The organism is Flammeovirgaceae bacterium (assembly GCA_015180985.1).
GTDB lineage: Bacteria > Bacteroidota > Bacteroidia > Cytophagales > Cyclobacteriaceae > UBA2336.
Genome location: CP054185.1, coordinates 2,718,615 through 2,733,097 on the forward strand (window position 1 = coordinate 2,718,615; position 14,483 = coordinate 2,733,097).

Consider the following 14,483-nt stretch of genomic DNA (forward strand, 5'->3'; position numbering starts at 1 on the left):
TGTTGTTCTTGATTTTCCATGGTAACTGTGTTTAAAGTTAAGTCTTTAAATGCAACCGATTCGGCTGAAAGTGGTACATTCCACATCCCCTTTCAGCAAGGCCGAATCGGGCCTTTACACAGTTGCTTAGTCGTTACCAAGATAAGCCTGCTTTCATTTTACCATTTTTCAGGTATTGATTGCCAAGAATAATTGTGTCGCCTGTTAAACTTACATTGTTTATAAAATTTGGTCCGGCATTGTTCAATTCACCATGCATCCGAATCGGGTCGGACCACCTTCCGGTGTGTTCATCAAACTCCGAATACCAGATATCCTCCTGGTCGAATTCACCAAACGTATTGTTCGGATGTGCAAATCTGCTGAAATACAATCGTTTGCCACAGGGAGCCATGACGGGTTTAAGTTCTTCGTAAGGTCCGTTAATGGCAGGGTTGATTGCAGTTGCTTGAGTATCAAATTTGACGTTTGCGTGATGCTTGATGCCTTTGCCTGCATTTTTAATCAGGCTAAGTGGTTTGTCTACTGTAAAGTTTGCCAAGCTTGTTTGCTCCGGTTGCGAAAAACAAGAATAGATACCAACAGTTAGAAATACTAAAAATACCATTCCTGCATTTAGGATTCTCTCGATGATTCTTACTTTAAGTGTCATTTTTTTGTTGTTTAAGTTTTCTACTTGATTTAGTGACACAAAGGTTTGATAATTGACAAGGCTACAAATCAGGGCATTCCTGATTTGTAAAAAATCAGGGAATAGGCCAAAATTTTTAGTCAAGACCCGGGCTTTTGAAAATTTACTGCTAGGAACATTGAAGACTCTAATCAGGGAAGCCAGCCAAATGAACTGTGGTCTAGCTGAAGTAAATCAGGGAAAACCCTGAGTTTTCAGAGTTTGTCCACCGAAATAATATGATTTTTAATCGCATACTTAATCAATTCAGCTGTGTTTCTGAGGCCAAGCTTCTCAAGAATATGTGTTTTATGTGTCTCCACTGTTTTTACACTAATAAACAAGGCTTCAGCTACCTCACGATTAGTTTTCCCACTCGCTACGTGTCCTAATACTTCATATTCGCGTGCGGTTAGCTCATTGGGTAGTCTTCTATCTGTGCTTTTCAATTTTTCGCTTGCATAAAACTCTTCAAATACAAGTTTCATAATAGCCTCATTAAAGTATCGCTCTCCGTTGTACACGGCACGAATAGATTCTATCAATACTTCCTTATCAACATCTTTGGGAAGATATCCCTCAACACCCGCCTTGATAGCAGCTGAAACATAATCCTTGCTAATTTCCATGGTAACAATAAGAACTTTTATGGTGGAGTCAATGTCCTTTATCCAGCGAGTGGTTTCTATACCAGTCATCCCACTCATAAGTATGTCCATCAAAATCACATCCGGTCGATTATTACGAACTGCGTTAACCGCAAATTCACCTGAATGCACAGAGCCTATTACTTCAATGTCCTCTATAGTCTCAAGCATTGCTTGAATGCCATCCCGGATTAACTTGTGATCATCTGTAATCAATACTTTAATCATGTTATATATTTAATGGTATGCTTACAGTGAATTTAGTTCCCTCACCAGGCTGACTTTTAACAGTTATTGAGCCATTCAGAAGTTCAACTGCTTTTTTTACAATGGAAAGGCCTAAACCGGTTCCTTCTATAGCCAAGGCTCTAGACCCCCGAAGAAACGGATCAAAAATTTTCGCAAGTTCATTACGTGGAATGCCTATTCCAAAATCGCTTACAGAAACAACCAAGTATCCACCTACACATTCAGCATCAAATAAGACACATTCTTTGCCTGGAGAGAATTTTATTGCATTTGAAAGTAGATTTGTAAAAATGCTTCGAAGCAATTTTGCATCACTTATCATGCATTCGGTAATGTTTATAAAATTCGTTTCAATCCTGTGAGTCCTCTCATCGCATTTTTCAAGATCTTCCTTAACCGCCTGAAGTAATTCACGAATTGTGATAGAGGACATAACGGGCTGAATTTTACCTGCTTCGCCTTTACCATATGTAAGCACATCATCAAGTAGTAACATCATGTGACGCACATTTTTCTCAATTTCATTTGCCTTTAATTGAAGGGCAGAAACACTATGCTCTTTTGCCAGCTTTTTTACTAATTCTAGGTCAGCTTGAATGGCCGCCAGGGGTGTTCGGAATTCATGCGAAGCTATGGAAACAAACCGGTTTTTCATTTCAACTACCTCTCGCTCTTTCCTTAGCGCCTGTAAAAGTTCCCTGGTTCGCTCTTCCACCCGTACCTCCAATAATTTCCGGTATTCCATAAGTTCAGTAACATCCTGACCAACAAGGGCAAATCCAACAACCGAATCACTTGAAGAATAACGCGCTGTACCACTTATTAGGACAATGATTCTCCCTCCATTTTTAGTAATCAGGGTAATTTCTTGGTTGCTCACCTGACCTTTTGATAATATTCGATCAAGCAATTCCCTAAATGAATGACGCTCAGTTTCAGGTAATATAGTATCCGCAAAACGTTGAGCAAACACTTCATTTTTTGAATAACCGGTAACCTGTGCTGTATGCTCATTCCATTCTGTTACATAACCTCGTGTATCAAGCCCAATAATAATTGCGTTGGATTTCTCAATTAGCCTATTTATGTTCTTTGCCTGACTAACCAGTTTCCGTTCAAAAATCTTTTGTGGCGTAATGTCTCGTATGATAATATAAATCATCGGTAAGTTATTGTGCCGGTCAAACACAGGTGCATAGGTTATGGAGAGGTAAAACGGACAGTTATTAGGTCCGGCATATTCAACTTCAGTTCGATACGGGACACGAGCCTTAATAACTTCGTTTATTATCTCCTGTACCATCCCCTCACGATCAGTCCGAACGATTTCATTCAATAGAATTCCAGGGGCTATAGGCCGTCTTGCTAATATTGCCACTTCACTGTGTTGGGTGCTATGAAAAAGAATTTTTCCCTCTGAATCAGTGACTATAAATAAATCACCTGTAAGCTTTAGAATAGAGGGTATATCGATATCCTCATTTCGCATCGTAGCTCTAACTAACTAGGCTGCTTATTTGGAATTATTACGGTAAACAAAGTATATTCACCCGCCTTCGACTCAACATTAATACTGCCCTTCAGCTTAGCAACAGCTTCTTTTACAATATAGAGTCCCAAACCCGCTCCTTCACTCCGTTCTGTAGCTCGGAAAAACATTTCAAAAATGCGTGGCTGAAGTTCTTCTGATATGCCAATGCCATTGTCGCGGATCAAAAAAACTGCTTCAAGGGATACCACTGAGACCTGTATTGATACATAGCTGTCGACAAACGGATTGCGATATTTGATAGCATTTGAGAACAAGTTGGTGAGTATTATTGATAGACGGCCGGTATCAGAATAAAAAGGTACAGACTGTTTGGTATGTAACTGGAAATCAATCTTATCGTACCCAACAAGGTATCTTAAATTCTGAAGCAGACTTATTATAAGGGTATCAAGCTTGACTTCTGTGAATACCATTTCCGTTCTGGAGTTTTTAGAATAGTCGATGATCTCTTTAACTGTTTCATCTAACTTGTGTATGCTCTTAGTCATCATATCCCAATAATGTTGAAAACGCTTATGGTTATCATCACGCTCGGCAAGTTGGATAAGACCTAGAACTGATAGCAGGGGCGCTCTTAAGTTATGCGAAACGCTATAAACAAAATTGTCAAGTTCACGATAAACTTTTATCAGCTCTTCATTTTGTTTTCGAAGATTTTTTTCGGCACTCTTTCTGTTGCGCTCCATTTCATAATGTCTCAGTGAACTTGCGATTGCTGTTGAAAGTCTTGAAAGATTCGATTTAAGAACGTAATCATCGGCACCAAGTTTTAGGCAGCTTACGGCAAATTCTTCCGAAACCGCACCGGTAACAAGGATAAAAGGTATGGCTACATGTTGATGCTTAAGCAGCTTAAGAGCTTCAATTGAATTGAATTGGGGCAGGGCATGGTCAGAAAGAATAACATCAGGAAGGTAATCATTAAGTGCCTCAACGAAAGCTTGCCGTGTTTCTACCCTTTTTCGGATAAACATAAGGCCATCCTTTCTGAGTTGCCGTTCAATAAGCATTGCATCATCCTCCAGATCCTCAAGCATAAGAATTTTAAGTTCTTTCATACTTTTCATGCCCTAATTACTTTTTGGGTGGTTGATTTAAGACCAGCCAAAACATTCCTAATTTTGTAACGGCTTCTACAAACTTATCAAAATCAACTGGCTTTACGATGTATGCATTTACTCCTAACTTATATGAGTCAATGATATCACGTTCTTCTTTGGATGAAGTGAGAACAACCACGGGAATCACACATTTACCCAAATCAGATTTTATTTTCCTGAGGACTTCAATACCATCAATTTTAGGCATTTTAAGATCCAAAAGAATAAGTTTTGGAAACGGGACTGACCGTGTATCAAACAGAAAGTTCAAAGCTTCTTGACCATCTTTTAAGTGAAGAAGATTGTTGGCCAAGTTATGTTGACGAAGTGTACGAATGGTTAACTCTGCATCCTCAGCGCTATCTTCAATAAGCAATATTTCTACAACATTAGGATCCATAAGGTCACCTATTTAGGTAATGAAAATGTAAAAGTTGCACCAGCATCAACTTGGCCGCTGGCCCAAATTAAACCACCATGCCGTTTAATGATTCGTTTAGTCAGGGCTAAACCTACACCAGTACCTTCAAACTCCTGTAAACTGTGCAATCGCTGAAACACCTCGAACAACTTATTGCTATAGCGTTCATCAAACCCGGCTCCGTTATCACTGACCGAGTAATGAATTTCCTCTTCCAATTCCTTGCAGGCAATTTTAATAATTGCAACTTCCTTTTTGCTAGTATATTTTAATGCATTCGATATGAGGTTAATCCAAACCTGACCTATCATTGTCAGGTCAGCTTTGGCATTGATCAATTCATCAATCGTGAGTTCAATCTTCCGAGCATTCTCATGCGATATTAGTTCATCAGCAATTCCGCGGACAAGTTGATTCATATTAACTTCTGAAACTCTTAACTCCTGCCTTCCTGTTCGGGATAAATTAAGAAGGTCGTCAATTAATTGCCCCATTCTTTGCGCATTGCGAATAACCGTATCAAGGATACGTATACCCTCATTGTCAAGATTACTAGCAAAGTCCTGTTTCAGAATCGTTGCGAAACTGTGAATGGATCGCAATGGAGCCCTTAAGTCGTGTGATACTGAATAGGTAAATGCCTCCAGTTCCGCATTTAATTGTTTGATCTTGTTCTCTTTCTCCTTGCGTTCGGTAATATCGCGAATAGCCGCAATTATAAACATACCATCGCCTGTTTGAATCGGACTTAGGCTGATCTCAACGGGTACCATACGTCCATCTTTCCGGAAGGCATTAAGTTCTATACCCGCTCCCATTGGTCTTTTTGTAGGATGTTTAACAAAAGCCATTCTATGGTTTGTATGAATTACTCTCAGATCTCCTGGAACAAGCATCTCAACTTTCTGTCCAATCATTTCATGCCGTGTAAATCCAAAAATTGCCTCGCTTTGATTATTGACCATTTGAATATTGCCATTCTGATCAGCGATTATCAAAGCATCAGGAGATGAGTCAATGAACGAGGCAAGACGCGCTTCCAGTTTCTTTCTGTCCGAAATATCAAACACTGTTGTTGTACTCTTATAAAAATTTCCTTGTTGATCAAAGAGAGCAGCGCTGTTCACCAATACAGGGAATTTAGTGCCATCTTTTCGTTTGAATTCAAACTCAAGGCCATGTACATACCCTTTGATTTTGTATTCTTCGAAGTCCTTTTCGAATGATTCCAGAAAGTGAGTTTTGCTTTCATCTGTAAGGAGATCCTCGTACTTAAGTTTACCGACAATTTCATCAACCGAATACCCCAACCAGTTAAGGAGTGTTTGATTGATATTGGTGATCCTGATATCCGAATCTACTGAAAGATAGCCGCATGGTGCATTGTCGTATAGAACATGTATATCACGTAATGCATTTGATAGAAACTTCTCCGATTTCAGATGCTTTTTCATGATATGGTTGACAGTGTAGAAAAGAATCGTGATAGTCAATCCAGTAACAATCAAAAGCCCTAGGAAGGCAACCTGAAATGCAACTAACTTTTCTTTGTTAAACGTATTGTACGGAATAACTTTACTATCTTGTTGGATTGCCTTAATGATATGCTTTATTTGAAGCAAAATATTTTTTCCAATTCCTGATGAAACGAGTTGGTTTGCACTATCTCTGCTTACCTTTCTTGCTTCGATAACATTATCAGTCCAACTCATTTTCTCTTTTAGCAAAAATTGCAGGGTATCCATACCGGTAGTTCGTGATTGGTCAGCGGTTACTATACCCTCCAAATCTTCAACAATGCGAAAAAGAGCATATTTCAAATTGTAGTAAGATTCCAAATAATAGTCATTAGCGGTTATTACAAAACCCAATTGTACTGTTTCCATCTCGATAGCATGAGCAAGAAGTTGGTTGGATACGGCAATCACTCTATTTGTTTGATTAAGTTGCCGTGAATTTCGAATTAATCCAACGATAGTTAAATAGGTATAAACACCAAGTCCGGAAATGGTTGCAATAGCCAGAATAAAACCTGCAAGCAAATTCCTGCTGGTATAAAGCATATCCAACTGCATTTAAATAATTTACCTTCCTCAGTTTATGAATTTTGAAGGGCTAATAAGGTTTGTTATGGGAGTAACTCCTATATAAGCTAAAGAATGATCTATGCAAAAATTCTCCTAACTAATGTACTTCCTGAGTGATACAGAAGTAATCACCACCGATGATTTGCTGGAGAATATTTTTTCAAAATTTTGTATCGGAAAGTAATCCGGATACCCTAATCCCTCTCCTTATACGACTTCAGGTGCGGCATGGCCTTTTCTTCGCGCACGGGCCGCAGTTTAAAAATATCGGTAGGTGTTTCGCAGAAAACAGCCATGCCCCTGTAAATGGCAATCGGGGCTTTAATCATGTTGGCGTTATACACCAGCACTTCCAGCCAGCCATCCATGGTGTAGGTATTCGTACCGATTTTTTTAACATAATCCGGGTGCGATTTATCCAGCAACTGGTCGGGCTGCATCTTCAGCAGGTTTACAATCTCCTTCCAATACGTAGGCGATAACTTTTCAGCCGTAATGTCTACCTCGTTTACATGGCTGCAAATATCCTTGGCAATGGCCTTGGTTTGCTTGCCCATGGTGGATTGCGGATTATAAACAAGGAAAAGTTCGTTCGGGTGAAACTGCATAGTGGTTGTATTTTATGACCTGAATATACTGAAAAATTCATTTTGTAACATCCGGTTAACAACCCGGTAACACAAATCCTATCACAATCGACCATCTAGGTTTTATGATTACTGATAATCCGTAAAGATACCTAAGACGAATATGCTCCCGGGCCGCATGGCCCCGTATACTCATCCAACGCTGTGCCCAATCCGCACCTGCCCAGCCAGTCCAAAGATTGGCCAAGGCGTTGTCTGAGTACATTGAAAATAAAACTCACATTCAAATAGTTAGTAAATTAAAGTGGTATGATTGCGGACTATCAAATTATGATTCAATTGATAATTGAATTACAATCATTAAATTTTAAAAAAATTTACGACATGACCCTCGCCCGTTGCATAGTAACTGCTACCCTGGCCCTCCTACTGACTTCAAGCGCTGCAGCCCAACAGTATTATGTGGTAATCGGAGCATTCGCCATTGAATCGAATGCCAAAAAATTTACCGGCTACGCCCGCAACCAGCGCTATGATGCGGAATACAGGTTGAGAACCGACCGCAACCTGTTTTATGTGTACGTTCTGAAAACATCCAGCCGGAAAGAAGCTTACTCGCAAACCGTGCAGTTACAGAAGGAAACCGAATTTAAAGATGCCTGGGCGTTTTACGGCTCCCTTGGCGATGAAAGACCGGTTGCTGATGTAAAACCCGAACCGGTTAAAAAGCCGGTAGAAGTAAAACCGGTAATTGAACCCGTGGCTGAACCAAAAGTGGTTATCATTGAGGAAGTCACACCCCAACCCGAGCCGGTAGTTATTGCAGAGCCCGAACCCCTTAAGCCCAAAGGAAAATTTTTCAGATTTCAGATTACCACCACCGATGGCCGTTTGGTGCCCGGTGAAGTTCATTATGTTGACCGGCAGCAGGGGCGCGACATTGCCACCTATAAAACCGGTGAGTTGGTTGATATTTTGAAACCGGGCGATGACCGGCCCATGACTATAGTATGCGGCATTTTTGGATTTAAGGAAGTAGTTAAAGTAATCGATTACAGCGACCCCGCTGCTACTGAAGGAGCTTCACAGGGCAGCAATGGCGAGTGGGTCATCTCCTACCAGCTTGAGCGGATGAAAAAGGGCGATGTGACCGTGATGTATAATGTTGCCTTTTATAAAGATGCCGTGGTAATGCTGCCAAAATCAAAAACTGAGCTTGATGAACTGGTGACCATGATGAATCTGAACCCGAAATACAAAATCAAAATCCACGGACACTGCAACGGCAATTACAACAAGCGTAAGATTATTGCGCTGGGTAAATCGAAAAACTATTTTGAGATGAAGGGTTCCGATGAGAAAAACGGTTCTTCGAAAGAATTATCAAAGCTAAGAGCGGAAGCCATTCAATCCTACCTGGCCGAAAACGGCATTGATAAAAAACGAACCGAAATCTTTGCCTGGGGCGGCACCAACATGCTGGTAGGCGAAAACAGCGCCAGCGCCCGGCTTAATGATCGCATTGAAATTGAAATACTGGAGGAGTAGTTGAGCGCCTTCAAACGATTGCAGCATACATTCATTTCCACTCAGACGTTTGCGTGGTGTAAACGTGAAATCTATTTCGTTACTTGAGTGTGCTTAATACAATACCTATGCGATTATTATTCCTTCTGTTACTTGGCATCGGTTTTACTGCGCTGGCCCAGCCACAGGTTTATCCGCCACACTGGTGGGTGGGCATGAAAAACCCGTCCCTTCAGCTGATGATTTACGGGCAGGATATCGGTAAAGAAAGACCTGCTGTAACCATAAAATATCCGGGCATTCAGGTTAACAAAGTTCATTATCCTGATAATGATAACTACCTGTTTGTTGATTTAACCGTATCGCCTAAAACGGCCCCTGGCAAATTTTCAATCACCATTCAATCCACCACCATCGACTATGTAGTAAAACCCCGCAGAAACGGAAACGGTACCGAGTTTGCGAAGGGCATCACCCCGGCCGACCTGGTGTACCTGCTCATGCCCGATCGGTTCAGTAATGGCGACCCATCTAACGATCGCATTCCGGGCTTGCGCGATCAAAGTTTAAACCGCGATTCAATATTTCACCGGCACGGAGGCGATTTGCAGGGCGTTATCAATCACCTGGACTACCTGCAGGATTTAGGCGTTACTGCCCTATGGATGACGCCCGTAATTCAAAACGATATGCCCGACCGAACCGAGCACGGTTATGCCTTTACCAACCATTATAAAATTGAACCGCGCTTTGGCGGAGAAGAGCAATACAAAAAACTGGGGTATGAATTGCACAGGCGCGGCATGAAACTGGTACAGGATGCCGTGTATAATCATGTTGGTCTTTACCATTTTACCGTGCAGGATAAACCCATGCACGACTGGCTGCACGAGTGGCCCGTGTACACCAATACCACTTATAAAGATCAAACGTTGTTTGATCCGTACGCTGCCGCAAGCGATCGCAAAAAGATGACGGACGGCTGGTTTACACCCAACATGCCCGACCTGAACCACCACAATCCGTTTGTTGCCACCTACCTCATTCAACATGCCATTTACTGCGTTGAAGAATTTGCCGTTGACGGCTGGCGCATAGATACCTATTTCTACAACGACCTGGAATTTATGAACCGGTGCAACAAAGCGCTGCTGGATGAGTACCCTAAGCTAACCCTGTTTGGTGAAACCTGGGTACACGGCACCGTAAACCAGGCCTTCTTTGCTGAAAATAACCTGGATATAAAATTTAAAAGCAACCTGCCAGGGGTAACCGATTTCCAGACATTATTCTACGGTATCCAGGCAGCCGTAAACGAAAAATTCGGGTGGACGGAGGGCGTTAACAAACTCTATCAAACACTGTCGAATGACATCCTGTACAAAGACCCGATGAAAAACGTCATCTTCCTTGATAACCACGACCTGAACCGGTTTTTCTCGGTGGTTGGCGAAGACCTGAATAAAATTAAAGTGGCCTTCACCTGGCTGCTTACCTGCCGGGGCATTCCGCAATTGTATTATGGCGGTGAAATACTGATGAAAGGCTTTACCAACCCTGACGGCTGGGTGAGACTGGATTTTCCGGGGGGATGGCCGGGTGACAAGGTTAATAAATTCACTGCCGAAGGCCGCACAAAAGACGAGAATGAAGTTTTCAACCTCATCCGCACGCTGGCCAACTACCGTAAAAAATCAAGCGCCATTACCACCGGAAAATTTATGCACTACCTGCCTGTTGATGGTGTTTATGTTTACTTCCGGTATGACGAGAAGCAAACCATTATGTGTATAATGAATACAAGCGATAAAGACCGGTTAATTGACTTTACAAAATATACCGAACGCACTACAGGCTTTACAAAAGCCACAAATATTTTATCGGGCGAAAATTTAACTACATCTTCACCCCTGAACACAAAACCAATGAGCCTGGTGGTACTGGAATTGAAAAAGTAATGTTTAGATGTTGGGCAGGTAGTCTATTCAAGACTAAGAAATAAGAACCAAATACCGAACAACCATCATTACCTTCGTTTCACTACTCCCCGTACCGCCTTGGCCGTCCACGGATCATCGGGCCAGGCATGTTTCGGGTAACGCCTTTTCAGTTCCTTTTTCACTTCGTAGTAGGTGGTATTCCAGAAACTCCTCAAATCCTGCGTAACCTGCACCGGTTTATAGCCGGGCGAAAGCAGGTGCATGGTAATTTTTATCCGGCCGTCATTTACGGTTGGTGTATCCGGCCATCCAAAAACTTCCTGTAAGCGAACTTCCATAACAGGAGGTTGACCATTGCTGAAATAATTTACCGGAATTAAAGAACCGCTGGGTACTTCTAATTTTACGGGCGTCAGTTTTCCGAGTTTTGTTTGAAGTTCCCACGGCAATAAAGCCGGCAACACTTCGCTAATATCAATTCGCTGGAGATCTGTGCGTGAGTTTGCCACATTCACAAAAGGTGTTAACCAGGAAGAAACATTTTCCAGCAACGCTTTATCCGAAACATCAGGCCAACCGTCATCCGGTCGCCAAAGCCGCAGGCTCAGCACGCGGTTTTGCCATTGGGTGTGTACTTCCTGCCAGTTGAGTACGCGTAATCCCTCTTCCTGAACGACTTTGCAAAGTATTGCAGCCCGGGCTTGGTTGTTACCTGCCGGCATTGTCTTTTTGGCCACTACCAGATTGCCTATTCGCTTTTCCTGAACACCCTCAACAAGTCCGCGCTCTTTGTCCCATCGAACTACATCAACGGTTTGAACGAATCTCATCAAATCTTCCTCGTTTATAGCCGAACCCAGAAAAATTTTTCCTTCACCAGTTCCGGCATCAAGCTGGGCGGCCACAATCCATTCGGCATGCATAAGCGGATCGTGTGCGGGCAGACTGGCTACCCGGCCATTGGTCAACTTATATCGTTCGCTGTGTTTATTAACACGCTGGGCGATACGTTCAGGATAAGCCAGTGCCAACAAGGCACCCACCTCACCTTCGGAAACAGAAGTATTGTCAACATCCAGCGAAAACAAGTTACGCCATGCTTTGGCCAATCGCTCAATCCGTTCAAGAAGCATCCTATCGGCTCCTGCTAAGTCACCGCTGCGCCATTTTCGAAGTTGATCAACACGCAGAGAAAGGTCGGCACTACGTTCATTAATCAGCGGGTCACGCTCTTCCAACAGTGCGGCAATATCCGTTGCCAGGGCCCGTCTTCGTTTATCATGGTCCACTGCTGTAAGCATGTGTGCTAACCTTGGATGCGTGGGCAATGCAACCATTTTACGTCCCCAGTCCGTTATCCTGTTTTCTTCCAGTGCTTCAAGTTTTACTAACAGATCGCTTGCCTGTTGCGTTGCGCCTGCCGGTGGGGGCGTTATCCAATTTATGTTGTTCAGATCATGGATGCCCCATGCGGCTAACTCAAGTACGAGCGAAGCCAAATCAGCTTCCAGTATTTCGGGTTTGCGCTGTGCCACCAGGCTTCGTTGAGTAGCTTCGCTCCATAGCCGGTAACAGGTTCCTGCTGTCAGTCGGCCGGCACGGCCGGCACGTTGGTCGGCTGCATCGCGGGTAACGCGCACGGTTTCCAGCCGGGTAAGTCCGCTGCGCGGATCAAACTTCGGAACCCGCGACAATCCGGAATCAATTACCATAGTAATTCCTTCAATGGTTAACGAGGTCTCGGCAATGGAGGTGGCCAACACAATTTTTCTCCGGCCTTGTGCATCGGGTTCGATGGCCCGCTGTTGCAATGTAAAGGACAGCTCGCCATATAGCGGAACAACCAGGGCCTGAATTTTTTCAGCTTCGAGCAATTCCATCGTGCGTTTTATTTCACCCGTGCCCGGCAGAAAACAAAGAATATCGCCCGAATGCACGGCAAGCGCTTTTCGAACAGCTTTCACCATTTTTACCGGCAATGGGGTGTGCTGGTCATCACCCAGGTAAAAAATTTCAACGGGGTATGCTTTGCCTGTGCTGCTGATAACCGGTGCGTTGTTTAGTTGTGCCGAAAGTTTTTCCGCATCAAGAGTAGCCGACATGATCAGTATCCGTAAATCGGGCCGAAGGATGGATTGAACCTGCAGGCACAGCGCAAGGGCCAGGTCGGCTTGCAGGCTGCGTTCATGAAACTCATCGAAAATAACCAGACCAACATGGGTAAGCGCGTTATCCTTTTGGAGCATCCGCGTTAGTATTCCTTCGGTAACAACTTCTATTTCGGTACGCGCGCTCACTTTGGCATCGAAGCGGATGCGATACCCTACACGATCACCAATTTCCTCATTAAGTAAAGAGGCCATGCGCATTGCCACCGAACGGGCTGCCAGCCTGCGCGGCTCAAGCATGATAATTTTTTTACCGGCAAGCCACGAGTCACCCATCAGGGCTAACGGCACAACGGTAGACTTGCCCGCTCCTGGCGGAGCCTGAAGTATAACCACAGATTGGTTATGTAACTGTTCCTTCAGAACAGGCAGTACATCATGTACCGGGTAGGTTACCTCCATGAAGTAAAACTAAAAAATTGACAACCATCCGGAACAACCGGGGATTGAATAAGTTACGCAATGACGAAACCCGGTTATTCCGCATGCGTACATAGTGATGTGCTGATATTTTTTTAAACAGGTTTAGCATAATGAGCAAAACATTTGCAGTTGTATTGGACAGAAGGCAGGCGAAATGTTTTGCTGAAGAAGAGTTTTGAAAAATTTTTTGGTCTGATTGGCACTAAAAGCAAAATGAAAACAAAGAAAAGAAATTGGATTCCTGTTTACCTGGTTGGGCGCGATTGCTTTCAGAAGCCGGTACTGGAAGCGCTCGACCGGTCTGACTTGCCCTTTATGCCGGGCTACTTGTTTGACAACTCCCTTTCGGGCGACTACGGGATGTTATGGGTTGATGAGCAGGTTAACCTTCGCGAATACAAAAAAGCCATTGGCGGAAAGTTAATCTGGAAGCACCGGATACGGTTTTTTACCGACCTGAATGAATTTACCTCCAATTCGAAGGCTCCTGTAAACACGCCTGAGGAGTTTGACACTGCAGCATAGCGGCTTTCCGGAAACGGGTGTAAACTGTATATTTACTCATGCCAATGCTGCCCCTTCATGAGTAAAGTTGTCATCAACGGTTTTTCTGAATTTGAAAAGTTCACCGGGCTTGAAATCGGGGTATCCGGTTATCTGAAAATCACCCAGGAACAAATCAACAAGTTTGCCGAGGCCACCCTTGACCACCAATGGATACACACCGACCCGGAACGGGCAAAAGCTGAAAGTCAGTTTAAAAGTACCATTGCCCACGGCTACCTTACACTTTCGCTCATACCGTACCTCTGGGAACAAATTGCCCAGGTAAACAACAGCAAAATGCTGGTGAATTACGGTATTGAAAACCTGCGGTTTAACCAACCGGTTTTGGTTAACCAGGAGGTACGGCTACGGGTAAAACTGAAAAGCATTGCCGACCTGCGGGGCATTGCCAAAGCCGAAATGCTGGTAACCCTCGAAATCAGAGATAACCCAAAGCCGGCTTTTACGGCCACCATTGTTTTTCTGTATCACTTTCGTTGATTTTTCGATTAGCGGGCCTTACTTGAATTTCTTAACATTGGCGTAATATGCCCTATGGTTTTTTC

Annotated in this window: 12 protein-coding genes; 4 read left to right on the forward strand and 8 right to left on the reverse strand. The window is 43.3% G+C overall.

Features of this window, described 5'->3' with window-relative positions:
- Positions 1–133: 133 nt before the first annotated feature.
- From HRU69_12455 to HRU69_12485, 7 genes are all read right to left on the reverse strand, one after another.
- Entirely contained in the window at positions 134–775 is a 642-nt protein-coding gene (locus HRU69_12455) for a hypothetical protein (GenBank protein ID QOI98244.1), read from the reverse strand.
- 110 nt (positions 776–885) lie between these two features.
- Positions 886–1,545, reverse strand: a complete 660-nt coding sequence (locus HRU69_12460; GenBank protein QOI98245.1) for a response regulator transcription factor — start codon at positions 1,543–1,545, stop codon at positions 886–888.
- Between the two features lies 1 nt (position 1,546).
- Complete coding sequence (locus HRU69_12465) at positions 1,547–3,055, reverse strand: PAS domain-containing sensor histidine kinase (protein QOI98246.1); 1,509 nt, start codon at positions 3,053–3,055, stop codon at positions 1,547–1,549.
- An 11-nt stretch (positions 3,056–3,066) separates the two neighbouring features.
- Complete coding sequence (locus HRU69_12470) at positions 3,067–4,176, reverse strand: hybrid sensor histidine kinase/response regulator (protein QOI98247.1); 1,110 nt, start codon at positions 4,174–4,176, stop codon at positions 3,067–3,069.
- Positions 4,177–4,192: 16 nt separating this feature from the next.
- Positions 4,193–4,618: a response regulator gene (locus tag HRU69_12475; GenBank protein QOI98248.1), complete on the reverse strand. Its 426-nt coding sequence runs from the start codon at positions 4,616–4,618 to the stop codon at positions 4,193–4,195.
- Positions 4,619–4,626: 8 nt separating this feature from the next.
- Positions 4,627–6,714, reverse strand: coding sequence for a PAS domain S-box protein (locus tag HRU69_12480; GenBank protein ID QOI98249.1), 2,088 nt, complete (start codon positions 6,712–6,714; stop codon positions 4,627–4,629).
- 206 nt (positions 6,715–6,920) lie between these two features.
- Positions 6,921–7,334 carry a glutaredoxin gene (locus HRU69_12485; protein ID QOI98250.1) on the reverse strand — a complete coding sequence of 138 codons (414 nt, stop codon included), beginning with the start codon at positions 7,332–7,334 and terminating at the stop codon, positions 6,921–6,923.
- Positions 7,335–7,622: 288 nt separating this feature from the next.
- Between HRU69_12485 and HRU69_12490 the strand changes: the two genes are divergently transcribed.
- Positions 7,623–8,861, forward strand: coding sequence for an OmpA family protein (locus tag HRU69_12490; GenBank protein ID QOI98251.1), 1,239 nt, complete (start codon positions 7,623–7,625; stop codon positions 8,859–8,861).
- 107 nt (positions 8,862–8,968) lie between these two features.
- Entirely contained in the window at positions 8,969–10,798 is a 1,830-nt protein-coding gene (locus tag HRU69_12495; GenBank protein ID QOI98252.1) for a glycoside hydrolase family 13 protein, read from the forward strand.
- Between the two features lie 68 nt (positions 10,799–10,866).
- Here the strand turns inward: HRU69_12495 and hrpB are convergent, their stop codons facing one another.
- Complete coding sequence (hrpB, locus tag HRU69_12500; GenBank protein ID QOI98253.1) at positions 10,867–13,350, reverse strand: ATP-dependent helicase HrpB; 2,484 nt, start codon at positions 13,348–13,350, stop codon at positions 10,867–10,869.
- A gap of 234 nt (positions 13,351–13,584) precedes the next feature.
- Here hrpB and HRU69_12505 point away from each other — a divergent pair, with 234 nt between their 5' ends.
- Positions 13,585–13,896 carry a hypothetical protein gene (locus HRU69_12505; GenBank protein ID QOI98254.1) on the forward strand — a complete coding sequence of 104 codons (312 nt, stop codon included), beginning with the start codon at positions 13,585–13,587 and terminating at the stop codon, positions 13,894–13,896.
- Positions 13,897–13,953: 57 nt separating this feature from the next.
- Positions 13,954–14,418: a MaoC family dehydratase gene (locus HRU69_12510; protein ID QOI98255.1), complete on the forward strand. Its 465-nt coding sequence runs from the start codon at positions 13,954–13,956 to the stop codon at positions 14,416–14,418.
- Positions 14,419–14,483: the final 65 nt, after the last annotated feature.